Below are 19121 nucleotides of genomic sequence, written 5' to 3'. Positions count from 1 at the left end.
TCAGACAGCTTTCAGGAAATGTTCCGCCAGAGAATCGAGAGCGATTTCGACCTGCTCCCGCTTGCCAAGATCGCGCACGGTCACCGCTCCGCGTGCCAGCTCGTCTTCACCCACCAGAACCATATGGGCAGCGCCCGACTTGACCACGCGCTCCATACGCTTCTTGAGCGACGAGCGCGTTTCCAGCGCGGCCGCGAAACCGGCCTGACGCAGCGCCTGTACAGCCGTGACAGAGGCAGGCAGGGTGGACTCACCTGTAGGAAGAATAGCGATAGGGCTAGCCTGCTCGGGAGCGCCCTCGATGAGGAGAGCCAGACGCTCTATCCCGCCAGCCCAGCCGATGGCTGGCGTCGCCGGGCCACCCATCTGGGCAACAAGCCCCTCATAGCGACCGCCAGCCAGAACCGTGCCCTGCGCACCGAGGCGATCGGTCACGAATTCGAAGGCGGTATGGCTATAATAATCGAGGCCGCGCACGATATGCGGGTTTTCGACAAAACCGACACCGAACAGATCGAGATTGCGACGCAGATCGTCCCAGAAGTTCTGCGAGGCCTCGTTCAGGTAGGCACCGAACTTCGGCGCCTCTTCCAGAAGCGCCCTGTCCTGCGACGATTTGCTGTCGAGAATGCGCAGCGGGTTGGCTTCCAGACGCGCTCGGCTCTCTTCCGACAGCGCCTCGGCATGAGACTGAAAATAGGCGACCAGCGCCTCGCGCCACGCCTGACGGCTCTCTAGATCGCCAAGCGTATTGATTTCGAGCGTGACCGCCTCGCCCAGACCCAGCGCCTCGAGAATGGCATGCGCCATGGCGATGGTCTCGGCATCCATCAGGGCATCGGTCGCTCCCAGCAGCTCGGCGCCGATCTGGTGGAACTGACGAAAACGCCCCTTTTGCGGACGCTCATAGCGAAACATCGGCCCCTGATAGAAGACGCGCTGCGGCAGGGCCTGAGTCAGCCCGTTCGTCACGAAAGCACGACAGATGGCCGCGGTGCCCTCGGGACGCAGCGTCAGGCTGTCGCCGCCTCGATCCTCGAACGTGTACATTTCTTTCGTCACGACATCGGAGGTATCGCCGAGCGTGCGCGAGAAAACACGCGTATCCTCGAAAATCGGGGTCGACCATTCCTCGTAGCCATAGCGGCGCGTGACTTCACGCGCTGTTTCGACGACATGGGCGTGGCGACGGGCCGTATCGCCAATCAGATCATGCGTGCCACGAACCGGCTGCAACTGGCTCATGGTTTCAGACGCCCGCCGAGGCGAGCGCGGCCTCGGCCTGCTGAGCCGCTTCCTGCTCGGCCTGTTCTGCCTTCTCGGCTTCGATCTTCGCCACACGCTCTTCGACCAGATCGACGATATGCTCGATCATGTTCTGGCCTTCGTTCAGGCGGTGATCCTGCTTGCCCGCCGAATAGACCATGTGACGACCGGCACCACCGCCCGTCACGCCAAGATCGGTCATAAGCGCCTCACCCGGGCCATTCACGACGCAGCCGATGATCGACAGTGTGAGCGGTGTCTTGATGTGTTGCAGGCGATCTTCGAGGGTTTGTACGGTCTCGACCACGTTGAAGCCCTGACGCGCACAGGATGGGCAGGAGATGATCTTGACGCCGCGATGACGCAGGCCCAGCGACTTGAGAATATCCCAGCCCACGAGCACTTCTTCTTCCGGGGGGGCAGAAAGCGAGACGCGCATCGTGTCGCCCACACCGGCCCAGAGCAGATTGCCCAGACCGATCGACGATTTGACGGTGCCCGCGCGCTTCGACCCGGCTTCGGTGATGCCGATATGCAGCGGGTGATCGCATACTTCTGCGAGCTGCTGATAGGCCGCAACCGCCATGAAGACGTCAGACGCCTTTACGCTGATCTTGAATTCATGGAAATCATGATCCTGAAGGATCTTGGCGTGTTCGAGGGCGCTCTCGACCAGCGCGTCGGGATTGGGCTCACCATATTTTTCAAGCAGGTGCTTCTCGAGCGATCCGGCATTCACGCCGATACGGATCGAGCAGCCATAATCGCGCGCAGCATTCACGACTTCGCGCACGCGCTCGGCGTTGCCGATATTGCCCGGATTGATGCGCAGGCAGGCCGCACCGGCCTTGGCGGCTTCAATGGCGCGCTTGTAGTGAAAATGGATGTCGGCAACGATCGGCACGTTCACTTCGCGCACGATCTCGGTGAGAGCTGCCGTGCTTTCCTCGTCGGGGCACGAAACGCGCACGATGTCCACACCCGCGATTTCCGACAGGCGGATCTGCTCGATCGTCGCCTTGGCATCGGAAGTCAGGGTGTTGGTCATGGTCTGGACCGAGATCGGCGCATCCCCGCCGACCGCCACCTTGCCAACATGAATCTGACGGGACTTGCGACGTTCGATATACTGGTAGGGGCGATATCCGCTCATAATCTCGTCTCCGTAACGGAAAACCAGAGCCAGCCCTGTTTTCCGGGGTAAGCGCCGGAACCCAGTCCCATGTCGCTTACCCATGTCTGTGTCATGCTGGCCAGCGCACCCCATTGCGAAGCGCCCTGCCCGTCTCGTCGAAACCCCGTCTCACCGAAAATGACCGGCGCTCGGGGTCTGTAATCGTTTCTCAGGCCTGCATTACCTATCGAAGCATGGCTCCGATAGGGGGCAGGCTTTAGCGCGGCTGCGCCGTTTGTTCCAGTTGCCGCGCGTTCAGACGGTCGGTTTCCGACTCATGGGTCGCTGCCGTAACTTTTGGTGTCGTGGCCGCCTTTTTCAAGACCGGCGCCGTATTCTGACTTGTCGGTGTGTCACCAGTTTCAGGGGAAACGCCGGAGGCAGCAGGAACAACCGGCGTGCCCGCGGCACTGTCCTGACCGAGCTGTCCGTTGCGGATCGCTGCTGCGGTAACGACAAGGCCTCGACGCACCGCGCCGACGCGTCCTAGCGCGGAAGTCGTCACATCGCCCGCGCTCAGCGTCAGACCACCGGCATTGCCCAGTGTCATACGATACGGCCCGGCATCCTCCGGTCCCTGCCAGGTTTCACCCGATTTCAGCACCCGGCTGAAAACGGTGGCCCCGGCCTTGTCCCTGATCGACACCCAGGCATCGGCGGCAGCATGCAGGACGATCATGTTCGCCGGCGCTGCGGAAGCTGTTGAAGCCGTAGGACCAGCCGAGGCGGTCGCCGCGGCAGGAAGCTGGGATACCCCTGACTGGCTCGATACCGGCTGGGTTGAACCGGGCTGGCCGGACACTAACTGTGTTGACCCAGGCAAAGCCGACTGGTTCGTACCTGGCTGAGACGTGACTGCCGTCGGCAGAGGCGGCGTAGGCTGCCCGTTCTGCGGCGCAGCCGTGACAATGGCCGGATTACTACCCGTAATCGCTGCCGCAGCGACGCTCTGGCTCTGGGGGAGAGACGCCTGAGCGCCGGTCGACACCGGGCTGCTCTGGGCTATGGCAGGCGAGGCAGACGGTGCATTTTGAGGCGATGGTGCCAGTCCGCGATCGGGCATCACCGCAGCGATTTGCGGCGACGGCGTACCGTGCTGGGTTACGCCCGGCATAATTTCCGCCACGGGTGGCATCTGATGGGTAGGCGCCGGATCGGCACCGAAGAAATGATAATAGCCGATATAAGTGCCCACCAGAACGGCGAGCCCGGCCCCGACCCAGAGCCCGACCGGCACGCCGCGCTCTGAGACGGGCTCAGGAAAACTCAATTCGGGCTTGCGGTCCAGCGCGCCACGCATGTCCTGCCTGAAGCGCGACACCGCGTGATCGGGATCCATCCCGAGAGCCTGCGCGTAGCTGCGCAGAAACCCGAGCGCGTAGGCACTACCCGGAAAGACGCTCGTATTCCCCTCTTCGAGGGCGAGAAGATACGCCTCGCGAATGCGCAGCCAGTTTGCTACATCGGGCAAAGCCCAGCCGAGCTCTTCTCGTCTGGCGCGCAGATCGGCGCCAAGGCCGCGCGCACCATCTGCGCTACCGCCCTGCCATCCCGGAATACGGTCTGTCGTCTTCTCTGGCATGATTACCCGATTGCGATCTCAGAGGGATGAAGATGCCCGGTACGCGCCTCTCTTGCAACCAGTGCGTCGACGGCCTGCTCGACCAGATCATGCAGAATCTCCGCTACGGGGCGCACGGCCTTGACCATACCGACAGACTGGCCGGCCATCACCGAACCTTCTTCCACATCGCCCTCAATCACCGCGCGGCGTAGGGCGCCCGCCCAGAAATGCTCGATTTCGAGCTGCGCATCTTCCTTGCTCAGCTCGCCAGAGGTGAAGCGTGCCAGCGTTGCAGCCTGATGGGCCATGAAGCGGCGCGTCCCCGCGTTGTTGAGCCCACGCACCGGGATGACCGGAAAACGCTCATCAATCTGGTTCGAGGTGACGGCATCGCGCGCGGCCGCCCGCACAAAAGCCTTCTTGAATGCCTCGTGCGCGATGCTTTCGGTGCTGGCCGCAAAGAGCGTCCCGAGCTGCGCTCCCGCAGCCCCCTGCTCCAGAAACCCCAGCACGGCATCGCCTCGGGCCAGGCCACCGGCGACGAATACCGGCACACCAGCGATATGGGGCAGAATTTCCTGTGCCAGCACGTTCAGCGAGACAGGACCGACGTGACCGCCAGCTTCCGAGCCTTCGATCACCAGCGCCTCTATACCCTGCTTGACCAGACGCTTGCCCAGCGCCAGCGCCGGGGCAAAACCGACAGCGCGCGCGCCACCGTCACGCACCCGCTTGATGATCGCCCCACTCGGCACGCCACCGGCAAGCACGATATGGCCGACCTTGTGCTCCAGGCAGACATCCACCAGCTTTTCGAGTTCGGGATGCATGGTAATGAGGTTCACGCCGAAGGGCTTGTCGGTCAAAGCCTGCGTGGCGGCAATTTCTTCCGCAAGACGATCGGGCATCATCGCACCGCAGGCAATGACGCCGAACCCACCGGCATTCGAGATGGCCGAAACGAGGTTACGCTCGCTGACCCATGACATGGCCCCACCGAGAATAGCGGTCGGTGTACCCAGAAATTCGCAGCCCGGCGCCCAGAGACGATCGAGCGTCGTGCGGGCTTTCTGACGGGTTTGATCGGTGTCTGTCATGCTTATTCCCCGTCCAGACCATAGGCCGTGTGCAGCGCCCGCATGGCGAGCTCCATATATTCCGCATCGATCAGCACCGAGATCTTGATCTCGCTGGTCGAGATAACCTGAACATTGATGCCGCGCTCTGCGAGAGTCTGGAACATCGTGCTGGCCATACCCGAATGAGAGCGCATGCCGATGCCCACGACACTGATCTTGACCACGTCATTGGCCGTATGGATTTCGCCATACTGGATGTCGCCGCGGGCAGCCTCAAGGGCGGCAAGCGCACGCGCCTGATCGCCCTTGGGCACGGTAAACGTCATGTTGGTCGAGCCATCGGAGCCAACGCTCTGGACGATCATGTCCACATTGACGCGCGCAGCCGTCAGCGGGCTGAAAATGGCGGCGGCAATGCCCGGACGGTCCGGGATACGGCTCACCGAGATCTTTGCCTCATCCAGGGAGTAGGCGATCCCCGTGACCAGTTCCTTTTCCATCATCTCGTCCTCATCCACCACCAACGACCCGGAGAGTTCAGTCTCGGGCTCGAAACTCGACAACACGCGCACGCGCACTTTTTCTTTCATCGCCAGCCCGACAGAACGGGTCTGGAGTACCTTCGCCCCAACCGAAGCCAGCTCCAGCATCTCCTCGAAGGTGATGCGATCCAGCTTCTTGGCCTTTTTCACGATACGCGGGTCGGTCGTATAGATGCCATCGACATCGGTATAGATATCGCACCGATCGGCCCTGATCGCTGCCGCCACCGCCACGGCTGACGTGTCCGACCCGCCACGCCCGAGCGTGCTGATGCGCTCGCCCGGTGCCACACCCTGAAAACCGGCAATCACTGGCACCTCGCCCCGGTCCATGCACGCAATCAGCGCCGCACCCTCGACATCGCCGATACGAGCCTTGCCATGAGCGTCGTCAGTGCGGAACGGAATCTGCCACCCCTGCCACGAGCGCGACGGCACGCCCAGCGCCTGAAGCGCGATGGCCGTCAGGCCGCTCGTCACCTGCTCACCACTCGCCACGACAGCGTCATATTCGCGCGCATCGGCCATGGGGTCGAGCGCCTGAACATAGCTCACCATCTGATTGGTCACACCGGCCATGGCTGAAACGACCACGGCAACCTGATGCCCCTTGTCACGCTCAATACGTACACGTTCGGCCACAGCGCGTATGCGATCCAGGTCGGCCACGGAGGTGCCGCCGAATTTCATGACGATCCGGGTTGGGCGCTGGTCTGATGACGTCATAATGGTGCACCTGGCTCCGTACGTAGCAGAAAGCGGTCAATCACAGAGCGCCGGGATCGTATTTTCCAGCCTGCGATGTTGCGCAAGGAAAGGCCGGTCACATACTAAGTCCGGATCGCGCCGTCCAGATACTCTGGTAAAACGGTCTCATTTCTGTCTTTTTGGATCCATGATGCCAGATACCGCCGCCTCTTCCGTTTCCGATCGCGAGATTGCCCATTTTGATCAGCTGGCTGCGACCTGGTGGGATCCTAAGGGGCCGATGAAGCCCCTGCACGACATGAATCCCATGCGCACCCAATGGGTAAACGCCCATCTCAGACGTCTCGAAGCGCTGCGCGGCGGCTCGCTCTCGGTCCTCGATATCGGTTGCGGCGCCGGCCTGGCCAGCGAGGCCTTCGCTCGAATGGGCCATGAGGTGCTCGGCCTCGATGCCTCCCCCGAGGGAATCCGCGCCGCAGAGGCCCATCTGGCGGCACACCCGCTACCCGCAGGCTCGGGCACTCTGACTTATCGCAAGAGCAGCGCCGAGGAGCTGGTGCGCGAAGGAAAGAGCTTCGACGCCATCTCGGCGCTCGAAGTGATCGAGCATGTGAACGATCCGCAGGAATTCCTGTCGCTATTGCGCTCACTCACCAGACCGGGCGGTCTGATTGCGGTCTCGACGCTCAATCGCACCCTGCGCTCACTGGCTGTCGCCAAGATCGGTGCGGAATATATTGCGCGTCTTCTGCCTGTCGGCACACATGACTGGAAGAAATTTATAAAGCCGGAAGAGCTGCATCGCATGGGCCGTTCGGTCGGGCTCCGCATGATCGATGTCGCCGGAATGAGCTATCGTCCGATGCATTGGCGCATGACGCGCGATACCAGCATCAATTACATCACGATGTTCGTTCGCGACTGAACCGGTTTAGCCCGGTGTTAAAGCCGGTATGGAGAGAAGGCTTCGAGGCTGTTTCCTCCCCGGTTTCAGCCCCGGTCAGATCTGAATCAGGACTGGGCCACAAAAAGAGGAAACGAGCAAATGCCCGCCTCCTCCGCCTGTCTCTCCTCAGACTTCCGTATCCATGAACGCGAAGGTGGTCGGGCTGCCCACCGGGGTGAAGTTTTCGGTAAAGCCAAGCTGACCGCTCGCCTTGTCCACACGGAACGAGGTAACGGCATCGCTGCGCTGATTGGCACAGAAGAGGAAATTTCCCGAAGGATCGAACATCATTGCGCGGCCGTAATCAGCGTGCATCCAGGCTTCGTCCTGCAGGGTCAGCGTACCGTCCTCACCGACCTTGAACACGGCGAGCGAGTCACCGAGGCGGTTCGACGCATAGACGAAACGGTCATCTGCCGAGATCAGGATCTCAGCCGCCAGCGTACTGCCACGGAAATGCGAGGTGACCGTACTGACCGATTGCAGGTTGTTGATGGCGCCGGTCTGCGGGTCGAAAGCACTGACGACGATCTTCGAGTCCTGCTCGCAGAGATTATACATCAGTTTGCCGGAACGGTTGAACTGGAAGTGGCGCGGCGCGCTGCCTGGCGTCATGTCGTAATACGGCACCTTGGCAGGGACCAGCTTGCCCGTCTGGAGATTCAGCGTCCAGACATAGACACGATCGAGACCGGCATCGTCAGCGATCACGTATTTGCCGCTCGGGTCGCTCTGGATCATATGCGGGTGCGAGCCGGAATGGTCCGATACCGCGAAATTGCCCTGAGGATTATCCGCAGCCCGTTCCGGCTGACGGGGGCCGGTATTATGAACGACGTCGGTGGCAGGGCCGAGCGATCCATCAGGACGGATGGGCAGCACGCCGACAGACCCGCCCATATAATTGGCGACCAGCACGTAGCGGCCCGAATGATGCACGCTCAGATGCGCCGGCACCGCGCCGCCAGAGCTGACAGAGTTAAGCTTCTTGAGCGACCCGGTCTTGCGATCGACGGCAAAAGCCGTGACGGAGCCATCACCATCCTTGTTGAAATCATCGACCTCACTCAGCGCATAAAGAAAGCGCTTGTCATGAGAGAGCGTAATGAAAGACGGGCTGGCAATATCGGTGAAGGTCGTCACCGGCGTCAGAACGCCGCTTTCCCGATCCATTTCGAAGACGGCGATCCCCTCGCCATTGCCGGCGCCGCCCGCAGGGGCGTGCTTGGTGTAGCCCCCGACGAAACAGATCGTCTTGGAAACCTGCTTGGGCGGCGGCGGCGGCGCGGCCGGTGCCTTGTCAGTCGCGTCCTGCGCTTGCGCGGTGGCGCATCCCAGCAGGCCAAGGGTACCCAACGCGAAGCTGCGGCGGGAAAGGGTCGTCTTCATGGTCTGATCTCAAGCTCCTCGGGTGGCGTTCCGGCTCAGGGCAATTTGCACTCGGGTCCGATCGTACCTCGATAACGGGTCCAGGTCTGCGTCTTGCCGAAAAGGGGAATTCCAAGAATGAAACCGCGCAGCTTCAGCACCTCAGCAGACTCGGCATGGATACGAGCGTCATAGGTACGCCCTGTTTCCGGGTCGAGAATATGCCCCCGCCACACGTTTTCGTCCTTGCTTAGTCGGAAATCGGTCAGCATGACCAGCCCACATTGTGAACGACCCCACACATCCTTGGGAACGGGGCCGTCATATTGCATGCCAATCAGCCTTCCGCAGAGCGTCTCGCCGCAGCGACCGATCTGAAACACACCATCGTGATCCTGCGCCAGCCAAAGCCCTTCTTCCGGCGCAGGCGGATTGCCGACAGTCTGAGCCATGGCGTGCGATGCCCCAAGAAAGGCCAGAAGCGGGATAAGCCTCGCCATATGGGCTGCACCCGTCAGCAGGGCGCGTGCGCCCGATAGACCCTTACGACTCCGAGCGGTCGATCCAGGGAACCGGGGTAAAATCGACGCCTTCATCTTCGAGCCTTTCCCTTTCGGAGTCGCTCATCGTGCCATAGATGCCACGATCGGACTGGCGCTCCCCGTCGTCGCGCGCATCATGACGCTTCAACGCTTCTTCGGCAAATCGGTCTCCGACATCGTCACAGCGTGACTCGACCTCTCTCCGGATGGCGCGCAACGCCATACGGATCTGATCGGCCGGGGCGATCGGAGGCGGCTCGGCAGAACGCGCCAGGGCCGGTGCCATCAGACTCTTCTCGACCGCACTCACACCGCATTGCGGACACAGCACCAGACCATGCGCCTTCTGCCTGTCGAAGGATTCTGCGCTGGGGAACCAGCCTTCGAATTCATGCCCGAGCGTGCAATGCAGTCTATAACAAATCATTACTTGCCGAGAATCGCATCGAGCTTGCCGCTCGCCTCGAGTTGCATGAGGTCGGTGCAGCCCCCGAGCGCCTGCTCGCCGACGAAAATCTGGGGCACGGTCCGCCCTCCCCCTGAACGGCGGATCGCATCCTGACGCTCGGGAGTGCCGTGCGGCGCATCGATCTCTTCGAATGCAACGTTTTTGGACGCCAAAATCTGAACGGCGCGCACGCAATAAGGGCAACCCGGCTGGGTATATATCTCAATTTTCTGCACGATAAGCTGAATCCTCACTGCCATTAAGCGTCAAACGTGTCGGGTCCCTCTGCAGCCTTGACAGTACGCGCAGCCACCAGAACATCCACACGCTTCGCCCCCGCCTCCCGGAGATGCCTTGCGCAAATGGAGGCGGTAGCGCCTGTGGTCAAGATATCGTCGATCAGAACGATATGCCTCCCGGCCAGGAGATCCCGCTTCGAAGCTGCTACTTTAAACGCATTTTCGAGTGCTTTCGCGCGCTGATCATGAAACAGGCTGGCAAGCGTCTGTGTTGCCCGGTAGCGAATCAGGGCGTCAGGCAAAACGCGCAGGCCAGGCCGCAAGCACGCGATGTGCCGGGCAAGAAGCGCCGCCTGATTGTAGCGCCGTTGCCAGAAACGACGCCGGTGCAGCGGCACAGGCACAAGATAATCTGCGCCGCCCAGCATATGACTGGCTGCGGTCACCATGCCACGCGCAAGGAAAGCGCCGCTTTCCAGCCGATCGCCGTATTTGAACTGCAGGATCAGGCGCCGCGCTGTGTCCTCATAAAGCCAGGCCGCCTGTGCCCTATCCCAACAATGCACAGGATGGGCGCATTTGGCGCAGCACCCGGTGGGATCGAGATATGCCTCGGACGCTACCGGCAGGGCACAATGACCACATGACAGGACGATAGGGTGCAGGCGTTGAAAGCAGGCGAGACAGACCAGACCTGCCTGAGCGGTTTCACCCCCGCAAGAAAGGCAGGCAGGCGGGAAAAATAGATCGAGCCCTGCGCGGACGAGAAAACGCAGCGCCCTCACCGTCCCGCCCTTCCTCACCCGATCACGATCAGATCGACTAGCTGCGCATTGACGAGTACCTTGCCCCTGTTTTCGAAGTTGATCGTCACGCGATGGCCCGTAACGCTCTGGACCTGGCCGATACCCCAATCCGGGCAGTTGGGATGCGCCACGAGCTGGCCTGGCTCGTAGAAACTGATGATCGGCCTCACGATTCTGCCTCGCCTAGGTTCGGGGAAAACCCTTCTATCACCGGAAACACGACACCCTCGTCCTGGAGCAGGCGGGCTATATGGGCGAGCATGTCCTGACAGGTAGCGTGATTGCTGCCCTCGACACGCGCCACCAGCGCTGGCTGGGTGTTCGATGCCCTGAGCAGCCACCAGCCATGCATCGCCTTCACACGCACCCCATCCGTCAGCACAAGGTCATCACCCGCGGCACGACATCGGGCCACAATCCTGTCGATCACTGCAAACTTGATGTCATCGTCACACTCGAAGCGAATTTCCGGCGTCGAAACGAGATCAGGCAGAGCCTCGCAAAGCTTCGAAAGCGTCTGGCTCTGTCCCGCCAGCAAATCGATCAGACGGATAGCCGCATAGAGCCCGTCATCGAAGCCCGGCCAATGATCGGCAAAAAAGAAGTGGCCCGACATCTCTCCGGCAAAAGCCGCGCCGGTCTCACGCATCGCCGATTTGACCTCGGAATGACCGCTCGGGCACATCGCAACACGACCACCGGCCGCCACAACGCCGTCGAAAAAGACCTGCGACATTTTTACATCGCCCAGAATCATCGCGCCGGGCCGTTCCTGGAGAATGGACTGCGCAAAAATCAGGCTCAATCGATCTGCCTGAATAAGGGCGCCGCTCTCATTGACCACCCCCAGACGATCCGCATCACCATCGAACGCGACACCGAGATCGGCGGCATTAACGCGCACGGCATGCTGAAGCTGGACCATGTTTTCAGGCAGCGTCGGGTCAGGATGATGCGCGGGGAAAAGCCCGTCAACCGTCCCATTCAGCACGATATGCTCACCGGGCAAGCGAAGCAGAAGCCGGGAAAGCGCATAAGCGGCCGAGGAGTGGCTGTTATCCCAGACAACACGCAATTTGCGCGCCCGATGGCGCAGCCCCTCCGCCAGGGCTGCTTCATAACGCCCATCGGAATCGCACCAGCGCGCCTGACCGCTCTGCACACCCAGTTGCACACCGCCGCGCAATGCTTGCGCTAACCCGAGAAGGGCCTCGCCAAAAAAGGGCTGATTACCTAGGACGATCTTGAAGCCATTATAACCGATTGGGTTATGGCTGCCCGTCACCATGATGGCGCCTGCTGCCTTATCACTGAAAGAGGCAAAATAAAGCTCTGGAGTGGGGCAACATCCCAGACGCTTCACGGTCATGCCGCCCGAGACAAGCCCCCCGACCAGAGCCTGCTCCAGACCGGGAGAGCTATCGCGACCGTCATGCCCGACCACTACATGGTCACGACCCTGCTCGCGTAACACAGACGCAAAAACGACGCCCAAAGCCTGAGCGTCGTTTTCGAAAAGCGTTTTACCGACCATCCCGCGGATATCGTATTCCCGCAGGATGGAAGGATGGAACTCATGTCGAAACAGAGTGCCCATCAGGCATCGGCGTATTTCTTGATGAAACCGCGCATGGCTTCGCGCAGATCCGGGCGCTCGAGAGCAAAGGCAATCTGAGCTTCCAGATAGCCGGCCTTGTCACCGCAATCATAGCGAATACCGTCATAGCGCAGACCATGGAACGGCGTGTGGCCGATCATCTTCGCCATGGCGTCCGTAAGCTGTACTTCGCCACCGGCACCACGTTCCAGCTTGGAGAGATGGGTCATGATCTCGGGCAGAAGCACATAGCGACCGATAATGGACAGATTTGAGGGGGCATCTTCGGGGTCGGGTTTCTCAACCAGCCCCTTCACCTCGACCAGTTTTCCATCATCCTTGCCGACATCGAGAATACCGTAGCGATTTGTATGCTCCTTGGGCACTTCCGAGACAGCCACAACGTTACCGCCAGTCTGGTTATAGACCTCGACCAACTGCGAAACGCAGCCCTTCTCTCCCTGCACGATGTCGTCAGGCAGAAGGATGGCGAACGGATCGTCACCGATAAACGAGCGCGCACACCAGATGGCGTGACCCAGGCCAAGCGGCTCCTGCTGGCGCACGGCGGCGAGCGAGCCAGCTTCGATCGAACTGGGTTGAAGCGTCTCGAGCAGCGCATTCTTGCCACGCTCTTTGAGTGTGGTTTCGAGCTCGAACGCCACGTCGAAGTAATCGATAAGGCTATCCTTGCCACGCCCGGTAATCAGACAGAACTGATCGATACCTGCCTTGCGTGCCTCATCAATCGCATACTGGATAAGAGGGCGGTCGACGACCGGCAGCATCTCTTTTGGCATAGCCTTCGTGGCGGGAAGGAAGCGCGTTCCCATACCAGCAACGGGGAGTACAGCTTTTCTGAGCGGCTTGATCACGATTTCCGACCTTTAGAACTTTACAGAGTATGCGACGCAGCCCTGCGCGTTTAATTCCAGACTGTAAGCGTGGACCACACATCCAGATCGCACGATGACTGCATCATATCCAGTATCTGGACGGCAAACTTCGGCAAAGTGATGGCACGAACACAAAATTTCACAAAAACCACGGCAGTAGAAAGCCTGCAGGTTAATGAAAGTTCATTTCGTCCGCATAAGATTTTTAGAATTCTTTGGTGGACTGGCACCCCCCTAAGGGGGTGCTTCCAGTTCCGATGGTGCGGTCGAGAAGACTCGAACTTCCACGGGGTTGCCCCCACAAGCACCTCAAGCTTGCGCGTCTACCATTCCGCCACGACCGCATCGTGACAAGCGGCCCGCTCTGGGCGATACCGCTCGTGTGAAGGGGGCTATAGCCGATGACCGATGAGCAGGCAATCGCCGAAAAGGCGATTTTCGACAAAATATCCTGGAAAAAGGAAAAAGGGCTGATTCCCTATGAACTGGCGTTCAGGGCGATGCAGGACCGCGCTGCATCCATCAGGGCGGATAAGGCCGAAGAGCACCTGTGGTTTCTGGAGCATCCTCGTCTTTACACGGCCGGCACCTCGGCAAAACCAGCCGATCTGATCAATCCCGACCAGCTACCCACCTATGACGCCGGTCGCGGCGGGCAATGGACGTACCATGGGCCGGGACAGAGAATCGTCTATGTGATGCTCGATCTCCAGCGCAGCCACGGCCCGACCCCTGCACGCGATCTGCGCGCCTTCGTTCAGAGCCTCGAGCGTTGGGTAATTGCAAGCCTGGCGCAGCTAGGAATCGAGGGACGCACCGAATGTGGACGAATCGGCGTATGGGTCAATGATCCCGTCTCAGGGCTGGAAACCAAGATTGCGGCTATCGGCATACGTGTAAGCCGATGGGTCTCCTGGCATGGGATCTCGATAAACTTCGACCCACGCCTGAGCGACTTCGATGGAATTATCCCCTGCGGCATCAAGGAATTCGGCGTGAGCAGTGTGAAGCGCTTCAACCATGATCTCACGATGGAGGATCTGGACGAAGCACTTCTTGCCATTTGGCCTCAGTTCTTCGGTGACTCGCCGGTTTCAATCACGTCAGAGAGCGACAACACGATTCGATTTCCTCGCGCATCGACGCCATCGAGAGAGGAAAGCTGAAGCCCGCTTTTGGTCTCTATCAGTTGCAGGGTCAGTAGACCCTGTGACGGATTATCGGACTCAGCGAGTGATATCTGTGCCGCCCCAGGGGTGGCGCGGATATCTGTCACACGGATAGCGCCCGCAAAACGCACCGGTATATGCAACAGCAGGCCGAGCGGGTTGCGCGCCAGACTGACTCGGGTCACCGCACCTGTCTGTTTATCGTCGAGCACGAGATGCGTGCCGGAAGCTCTGAGCGTCATGGGGTGGGGCGACACATAGTCCAGGGCAAGTGCACCGGGACGATAAGAAAAATGCCCTGCCCCGCCATTCTGTCCGGGCCCCATCTGTACGAAGTGCCCCTCGAGCGTAACCGGACGGTTTAGGGCCGCCTCAACACGATGCGCCTCACGCTGCTGCGGGGTGGAAAGCCCTTCCATGCCGTTCACGGCGCATCCTGCCAACGCGCCAGCGAAAGCCAGGGCAGAGAACAGACGTGTAGCTGCTTTCATCTTTCGCCCGGCGCCGAGAGGGTAAGGGAAAGCGCATGAAGCCCGGACTCGAATTCCGGCTTAAGCAGGTCGTTAACGAGTCTGTGCCGAGCTACCCGGTTCATGCCACCGAAGCGCTCACTTAGGATCGTCATGGTGAAATGGGTCTCGTCACCCTCAACACCGTTGCGCCCCGCATGGTGCGCATGTCGCTTGCTGTCGTCGCGTATCGTCATCTCGACAGGCTGCAACGCAGCATCGAGTTCAGCCTTCATGCGCGCTGCGCGTTCCTTGAGGTCACTCATGAGCACTCCCTTCTTGCATCGGCGTCTCTAACAACGCACATAAACCCGATCATGCAGCGTAAATCCACAAAACACAGGGCATTCGACCCTGATCCCGATGCACCGGAGCGCTATTGCGACATGCCCGGCTGCACCGAGCATGCGGGATATCGTGCGCCGAAGGACCGCACGCAGTTACGACAATATTTCTGGTTCTGCCTGGACCATGTCCGTCAATACAACGCGCGGTGGGATTTCTACAAAGGCATGACGCCCGGCCAGATCGAGTCCCAACTCAGAGCCGATATCTCCTGGCAGCGCCCTTCATGGAAGCTCGGCACGAGAGGCGGGCAGAATTTCGATGAAGAAGAGGTTCTCGACCCGCTCGATATTCTCGCTTCAACCCGCGCAAGACGTGCTCAGGCGGCAAGACAGCGCCATCAGCAGGCCCGCGAGACCGCCCCGCCGGCCCTGCGCGACCATCTCCGTGCGCTCGCGCTCGACTGGCCGGTGACAATCGACGCGCTCAAGCTGCGCTATAAGGAACTGGCACGCAAGCATCATCCTGATGCCAATGCGGGAGATCCTGCCGCGGAAGACCGTTTTAAGACGGTCAGCGTCGCCTATAGTGCGATTCGCGCCCATCTGGTCAGTCCCTAGAGCGGTTTATTGCGCGTTTCCCTCTGGCCATCGGGGGAAACATGACCATATCCTTGCCGAGAACCTGACAAGACAGACTGTTGCAAGACAGAGTGAAAGACGGATTGAACCCATGAGCGATCTCGCCTCCATCGACGCACCGGAAACGGTTGTCACCGCTGAACAGAACGCGGTGCCCACCCATGTACTTGGCGCGCCCGATCGGATCGTCTCCGCCCGTGACGTTTTCGGCATCGATTGCGATATGGAGGTGCCTGCCTTCTCTATCCGCACCGAGCATGTGCCCGATATCGACCCCAGCTACCAGTTCGACTGCGACACCACGCGCGCTATTCTGGCAGGCTTTGCCAATAATCGTCGCGTCATGGTGCAGGGCTTTCATGGCACCGGCAAATCGTCTCATATCGAACAGATCGCGGCCCGGCTGAACTGGCCGACGGTTCGTATCAATCTCGACAGCCATATTTCGCGTATCGATCTGATCGGCAAGGACGCTATCGTTTTGCGTGACGGCAAGCAGATCACGGAGTTCCGCGAAGGTCTGCTGCCTTGGTGCCTGCAACACCCTGTCGCTCTGATTTTCGACGAATACGATGCCGGTCGCCCCGATGTGATGTTCGTCATCCAGCGCGTGCTCGAGGCAGAGGGCCATCTGACCCTCCTCGACCAGAACCGCGTCATTCGCCCGCATTCCGGTTTCCGTCTTTTTGCAACGGCCAACACGGTCGGGCTCGGCGATACGACCGGGCTTTACCACGGCACGCAGCAGATCAATCAGGGCCAGATGGACCGCTGGAACATCGTGGCCTCGCTCAACTACCTGCCGCTCGATCAGGAGGTGGGTATCGTGCGCGCCAAGCTCGGGCTGGGTGACGAGCCCGCCATTACCAAACGTCTCGAAAGCATGGTCGCGCTCGCTAATCTGACCCGCGCCGGGTTCATGGCGGGCGATATCTCGACCGTCATGTCGCCACGTGCCGTCATTACCTGGGCGGAAAACGAACGCATTTTCGGCGATCTCGCCTTCGCATTCCGCCTCACCTTCCTGAACAAATGCGATGAGGCCGAGCGAGGGATCGTCGCTGAGTACTATCAGCGCTGCTTCAACCAGTCTCCGCTGAACACCTGAAGGGGGCGGGTTCATGGCTTCCGCCAGGCCGAAGACGCCAGACCGCAACACGACCGACCTTGCCCTGCCCGGCAGTGAGCGCACCGATGCCTTTCGGCGCGCCACGACTGCTGCCCTGCGCGCCATGTCGGGTGAGGCCGAGACGGAGATAAGTTTTGCTGCCTCGGCAACGTCGAAGCAGGCCAAGGGCATCCAGCTTCCCTATGTATCGCGTGCCCTCACCCCGCAGGAAATGCAGCGTGTGCGTGGCGCTGCCGACGCCGCGGCTCTACGGCTCAAGCATCATGACGACGCGCTCGCCCCCCTGCCGCTGAACAGCGACACGCCGGAAACGCGACCGCTCTACGACACACTTGAGCAGGTACGTTGCGAGGTTTTCGGCGCCCGTCACATGGCCGGGGTGCAGGCAAATCTGCGCCAGAAACTCGCGCTGGACTGTCACGAGGGTGGCTATGGGCGTATGGCGGCACGCGACGACATGCCCGCTTCCGTGGCCCTGCCGCTTCTGGTGCGTGAGGCACTTTCTGGCGAGTCTTCCCCGTCACAAGCGGGCCCTGCTCTGAAAGCCTGGCGCGAAACCCTCACCCCAGACGCCCAGCGCGCTCTGAAAAGCCTTGCCTCCTCGCAGATGGACCAGCGGCGCTTTGCCGAAGCCTGTTCAGGGCTTTTCAAGGCTTTCGACCTGACCGAAGAGCCGGAGCCGAATGACGAAAGTCAGGCTGACGATCCGGATCAGGACGATGACAGCCAGACCGAATCCGATCAGGCCGACGACGAGCCCTCACCGCAGGACCAGGACGACAGCGATACCCACGGCTTTCAGCCTGAGCCCACCGAGCAGCCCGATAGCCGCGAGGCGAGCGATTCTGACCTTCAGGACGAAGGCGCGGAACAGCCTGCGGGAACACTCGAGGACGACGAAGGCAAGGAAAACGAGGCCAGCAGCGCCCCGCCAGCCTATAAAATGTTCACGACGGCTTTCGATGAAGAAGCCGACGCCGCCGAACTCTGCGACCCGGATGAACTCGCCCGACTGCGCCAGCAACTCGACCAGCAACTGAGCACTCTGCAAGGCGTGGTCTCGCGCCTTGCGCATCGTCTGCAACGCAAGCTCATGGCGCAGCAGCAGCGCTCATGGGCCTTCGATCAGGAGGAAGGCATTCTTGACGCGGCCCGTCTGGCTCGTGTCGTCGCCAATCCCACGCTCTCCCTGTCCTACAAGATCGAACGTCAGGCCGAATTCCGCGATACGGTCGTGACCCTGCTGATCGATAATTCCGGCTCGATGCGCGGACGTCCCATTTCTGTCGCTGCCATGTGCGGCGACATTCTTGCCCGCACGCTCGAACGCTGCGGCGTCAAGACCGAGGTTCTCGGCTTCACTACCCGCGCCTGGAAAGGCGGCCAGAGCCGCGAACGATGGGTTGCAGCCGGTCGCCCCCCCGAGCCGGGCCGTCTGAACGATCTGCGTCACATCATCTACAAGGATGCCGATACCCCCCTGCGTCGCGCCCGCAACAATCTCGGTCTCATGCTGCGCGAAGGGCTGCTCAAGGAAAACATCGATGGCGAGGCCCTGCTCTGGGCCTGGAAACGCCTGCGTCGCAGACCGGAGCATCGTCGCATTCTGATGGTCATTTCCGACGGGGCGCCTGTCGATGACAGCACGTTCTCGACCAATCCGAGTTCCTATCTCGAAGACCATCTGCGTTCGGTCATCGCGCGCATCGAATCCTCGCCAGAGACCGAACTTCTGGCCATCGGTATCGGCCATGACGTCACGCGCTATTATCGCAATTCGGTAACGCTCACCAACGCAGAGGAACTCGGCGGCACGATGATCAAGCAGCTTTCCGACCTCTTCGTCGCCCGATAACCGCGTTTTATCCAAGCGCACATATCTTGATCCGGCTGTTCGGTCAGAACGCTCCTTAAGTAACAGTCTTGACCAGTGACGACGCTGACAGACGCTCTTGAACGAGCATCTGTCAGAGCCGGAGCGTTAGCATCGCAGGTAACCGTTCTACGGTTCGGCAAAGACTGAAAAGCTACTGCTAATAAAACAGCCGCTCATCGCTGCATCATGTCGGGCTCTACCTACCCCGCGAAACCCAGCAAGCCGGTCGGGCAACGGGCAAAATCCGGGTGTAAGACTGACGTTGGCAAGCCCCTGCCAGCCCTCATCGTCCCCCAAGAAAGCCGTGCCACGCACCCATAGCGTTCTGCGCGGAAAA

At 60.6% G+C, this 19121-nt stretch carries 20 protein-coding genes and 1 tRNA gene; 5 read left to right on the top strand and 16 right to left on the bottom strand.

Features of this window, described 5'->3' with window-relative positions:
• The 5 genes from hisS to ABHV46_RS15085 all read right to left on the bottom strand — a co-directional run bounded on the left by hisS (window position 1) and on the right by ABHV46_RS15085 (window position 6351).
• Complete coding sequence (gene hisS, locus ABHV46_RS15105; RefSeq protein WP_438382148.1) at window positions 1-1245, bottom strand: histidine--tRNA ligase; 1245 nt, start codon at window positions 1243-1245, stop codon at window positions 1-3.
• Between the two features lie 4 nt (window positions 1246-1249).
• Window positions 1250-2419 carry a flavodoxin-dependent (E)-4-hydroxy-3-methylbut-2-enyl-diphosphate synthase gene (ispG, locus tag ABHV46_RS15100; protein ID WP_438382147.1) on the bottom strand — a complete coding sequence of 390 codons (1170 nt, stop codon included), beginning with the start codon at window positions 2417-2419 and terminating at the stop codon, window positions 1250-1252.
• Between the two features lie 238 nt (window positions 2420-2657).
• Window positions 2658-4022, bottom strand: a complete 1365-nt coding sequence (locus ABHV46_RS15095) for a RodZ domain-containing protein (RefSeq protein ID WP_438382146.1) — start codon at window positions 4020-4022, stop codon at window positions 2658-2660.
• A 2-nt stretch (window positions 4023-4024) separates the two neighbouring features.
• Window positions 4025-5101 carry an NAD(P)H-dependent flavin oxidoreductase gene (locus tag ABHV46_RS15090; protein ID WP_438382145.1) on the bottom strand — a complete coding sequence of 359 codons (1077 nt, stop codon included), beginning with the start codon at window positions 5099-5101 and terminating at the stop codon, window positions 4025-4027.
• Between the two features lie 2 nt (window positions 5102-5103).
• Window positions 5104-6351 (bottom strand): aspartate kinase, encoded by a 1248-nt coding sequence (locus ABHV46_RS15085; RefSeq protein ID WP_336945531.1) that lies wholly within the window; start codon window positions 6349-6351, stop codon window positions 5104-5106.
• A 169-nt stretch (window positions 6352-6520) separates the two neighbouring features.
• Here ABHV46_RS15085 and ubiG point away from each other — a divergent pair, with 169 nt between their 5' ends.
• Window positions 6521-7258 (top strand): bifunctional 2-polyprenyl-6-hydroxyphenol methylase/3-demethylubiquinol 3-O-methyltransferase UbiG, encoded by a 738-nt coding sequence (gene ubiG / locus ABHV46_RS15080; RefSeq protein ID WP_336945532.1) that lies wholly within the window; start codon window positions 6521-6523, stop codon window positions 7256-7258.
• A gap of 147 nt (window positions 7259-7405) precedes the next feature.
• Here the strand turns inward: ubiG and ABHV46_RS15075 are convergent, their stop codons facing one another.
• The 9 genes from ABHV46_RS15075 to ABHV46_RS15035 form a co-directional block, all read right to left on the bottom strand.
• Complete coding sequence (locus ABHV46_RS15075; RefSeq protein WP_438382144.1) at window positions 7406-8668, bottom strand: lactonase family protein; 1263 nt, start codon at window positions 8666-8668, stop codon at window positions 7406-7408.
• A 35-nt stretch (window positions 8669-8703) separates the two neighbouring features.
• Window positions 8704-9147 (bottom strand): DUF2147 domain-containing protein, encoded by a 444-nt coding sequence (locus ABHV46_RS15070; protein WP_438382143.1) that lies wholly within the window; start codon window positions 9145-9147, stop codon window positions 8704-8706.
• Between the two features lie 43 nt (window positions 9148-9190).
• Window positions 9191-9616 (bottom strand): DUF1178 family protein, encoded by a 426-nt coding sequence (locus ABHV46_RS15065; RefSeq protein WP_438382142.1) that lies wholly within the window; start codon window positions 9614-9616, stop codon window positions 9191-9193.
• Window positions 9616-9873 carry a glutaredoxin 3 gene (gene grxC / locus ABHV46_RS15060; protein WP_438382141.1) on the bottom strand — a complete coding sequence of 86 codons (258 nt, stop codon included), beginning with the start codon at window positions 9871-9873 and terminating at the stop codon, window positions 9616-9618. Before grxC ends, ABHV46_RS15065 begins: the two co-directional genes overlap by 1 nt.
• Window positions 9874-9896: 23 nt before the next feature.
• The gene (locus tag ABHV46_RS15055; RefSeq protein WP_438382140.1) at window positions 9897-10661 is read right to left on the bottom strand and encodes a ComF family protein; all 765 of its coding nucleotides are present in this window, start codon (window positions 10659-10661) and stop codon (window positions 9897-9899) included.
• A gap of 14 nt (window positions 10662-10675) precedes the next feature.
• Window positions 10676-10855, bottom strand: a complete 180-nt coding sequence (locus tag ABHV46_RS15050) for a DUF3553 domain-containing protein (RefSeq protein WP_438384455.1) — start codon at window positions 10853-10855, stop codon at window positions 10676-10678.
• Window positions 10849-12279: a phosphomannomutase/phosphoglucomutase gene (locus tag ABHV46_RS15045; RefSeq protein ID WP_438382139.1), complete on the bottom strand. Its 1431-nt coding sequence runs from the start codon at window positions 12277-12279 to the stop codon at window positions 10849-10851. The genes ABHV46_RS15050 and ABHV46_RS15045 overlap by 7 nt, the downstream gene beginning before the upstream one ends.
• Window positions 12279-13154 carry a UTP--glucose-1-phosphate uridylyltransferase GalU gene (gene galU, locus ABHV46_RS15040; RefSeq protein ID WP_438382138.1) on the bottom strand — a complete coding sequence of 292 codons (876 nt, stop codon included), beginning with the start codon at window positions 13152-13154 and terminating at the stop codon, window positions 12279-12281. Before galU ends, ABHV46_RS15045 begins: the two co-directional genes overlap by 1 nt.
• A 279-nt stretch (window positions 13155-13433) precedes the next feature.
• Window positions 13434-13519, bottom strand: a tRNA-Leu gene (locus ABHV46_RS15035).
• A 57-nt stretch (window positions 13520-13576) separates the two neighbouring features.
• Here ABHV46_RS15035 and lipB point away from each other — a divergent pair.
• Window positions 13577-14341 carry a lipoyl(octanoyl) transferase LipB gene (gene lipB / locus ABHV46_RS15030; RefSeq protein ID WP_438382137.1) on the top strand — a complete coding sequence of 255 codons (765 nt, stop codon included), beginning with the start codon at window positions 13577-13579 and terminating at the stop codon, window positions 14339-14341.
• Here the strand turns inward: lipB and ABHV46_RS15025 are convergent.
• A complete protein-coding gene (locus ABHV46_RS15025) occupies window positions 14245-14835 on the bottom strand; it encodes a LolA family protein (RefSeq protein WP_438382135.1) in 591 nt (196 codons plus the stop codon). The genes lipB and ABHV46_RS15025 overlap by 97 nt on opposite strands.
• A complete protein-coding gene (locus tag ABHV46_RS15020; protein WP_438382132.1) occupies window positions 14832-15119 on the bottom strand; it encodes a BolA family protein in 288 nt (95 codons plus the stop codon). Before ABHV46_RS15020 ends, ABHV46_RS15025 begins: the two co-directional genes overlap by 4 nt.
• A gap of 51 nt (window positions 15120-15170) precedes the next feature.
• Here ABHV46_RS15020 and ABHV46_RS15015 point away from each other — a divergent pair, with 51 nt between their 5' ends.
• The 3 genes from ABHV46_RS15015 (at window position 15171) to ABHV46_RS15005 (ending at window position 18763) form a co-directional block, all read left to right on the top strand.
• Window positions 15171-15758: a DnaJ domain-containing protein gene (locus tag ABHV46_RS15015; protein WP_438382130.1), complete on the top strand. Its 588-nt coding sequence runs from the start codon at window positions 15171-15173 to the stop codon at window positions 15756-15758.
• A gap of 112 nt (window positions 15759-15870) precedes the next feature.
• The gene (locus tag ABHV46_RS15010; protein ID WP_438382128.1) at window positions 15871-16887 is read left to right on the top strand and encodes an AAA family ATPase; all 1017 of its coding nucleotides are present in this window, start codon (window positions 15871-15873) and stop codon (window positions 16885-16887) included.
• A 13-nt stretch (window positions 16888-16900) separates the two neighbouring features.
• On the top strand, window positions 16901-18763 hold the full coding sequence (locus ABHV46_RS15005; protein ID WP_438382127.1) for a cobaltochelatase CobT-related protein: 1863 nt from the start codon (window positions 16901-16903) through the stop codon (window positions 18761-18763).
• Window positions 18764-19121 lie beyond the last annotated feature (358 nt).

It is taken from the genome of Asaia sp. BMEF1 (genome assembly GCF_051628905.1).
Classification (GTDB): domain Bacteria; phylum Pseudomonadota; class Alphaproteobacteria; order Acetobacterales; family Acetobacteraceae; genus Asaia.
Note: the sequence above shows the minus strand (reverse complement) of the source record. Positions and strands in the feature narration are given on the sequence as shown.

Excerpts from the sequence above, each read along its gene's own strand:
- ABHV46_RS15020 (WP_438382132.1), bottom strand. The coding sequence starts at position 15,119 with ATGAGTGACCTCAAGGAACGCGCAGCGCGCATGAAGGCTGAACTCGAT.
- ABHV46_RS15070 (WP_438382143.1), bottom strand. The coding sequence starts at position 9,147 with ATGGCGAGGCTTATCCCGCTTCTGGCCTTTCTTGGGGCATCGCACGCC.
- ispG (WP_438382147.1), bottom strand. The coding sequence starts at position 2,419 with ATGAGCGGATATCGCCCCTACCAGTATATCGAACGTCGCAAGTCCCGT.
- ubiG (WP_336945532.1), top strand. The coding sequence starts at position 6,521 with ATGATGCCAGATACCGCCGCCTCTTCCGTTTCCGATCGCGAGATTGCC.
- ABHV46_RS15010 (WP_438382128.1), top strand. The coding sequence starts at position 15,871 with ATGAGCGATCTCGCCTCCATCGACGCACCGGAAACGGTTGTCACCGCT.
- ABHV46_RS15075 (WP_438382144.1), bottom strand. The coding sequence starts at position 8,668 with ATGAAGACGACCCTTTCCCGCCGCAGCTTCGCGTTGGGTACCCTTGGC.
- ABHV46_RS15065 (WP_438382142.1), bottom strand. The coding sequence starts at position 9,616 with ATGATTTGTTATAGACTGCATTGCACGCTCGGGCATGAATTCGAAGGC.
- ABHV46_RS15015 (WP_438382130.1), top strand. The coding sequence starts at position 15,171 with ATGCAGCGTAAATCCACAAAACACAGGGCATTCGACCCTGATCCCGAT.
- ABHV46_RS15005 (WP_438382127.1), top strand. The coding sequence starts at position 16,901 with ATGGCTTCCGCCAGGCCGAAGACGCCAGACCGCAACACGACCGACCTT.
- lipB (WP_438382137.1), top strand. The coding sequence starts at position 13,577 with ATGACCGATGAGCAGGCAATCGCCGAAAAGGCGATTTTCGACAAAATA.
- ABHV46_RS15085 (WP_336945531.1), bottom strand. The coding sequence starts at position 6,351 with ATGACGTCATCAGACCAGCGCCCAACCCGGATCGTCATGAAATTCGGC.
- ABHV46_RS15045 (WP_438382139.1), bottom strand. The coding sequence starts at position 12,279 with ATGGGCACTCTGTTTCGACATGAGTTCCATCCTTCCATCCTGCGGGAA.
- ABHV46_RS15095 (WP_438382146.1), bottom strand. The coding sequence starts at position 4,022 with ATGCCAGAGAAGACGACAGACCGTATTCCGGGATGGCAGGGCGGTAGC.
- hisS (WP_438382148.1), bottom strand. The coding sequence starts at position 1,245 with ATGAGCCAGTTGCAGCCGGTTCGTGGCACGCATGATCTGATTGGCGAT.
- ABHV46_RS15025 (WP_438382135.1), bottom strand. The coding sequence starts at position 14,835 with ATGAAAGCAGCTACACGTCTGTTCTCTGCCCTGGCTTTCGCTGGCGCG.
- ABHV46_RS15090 (WP_438382145.1), bottom strand. The coding sequence starts at position 5,101 with ATGACAGACACCGATCAAACCCGTCAGAAAGCCCGCACGACGCTCGAT.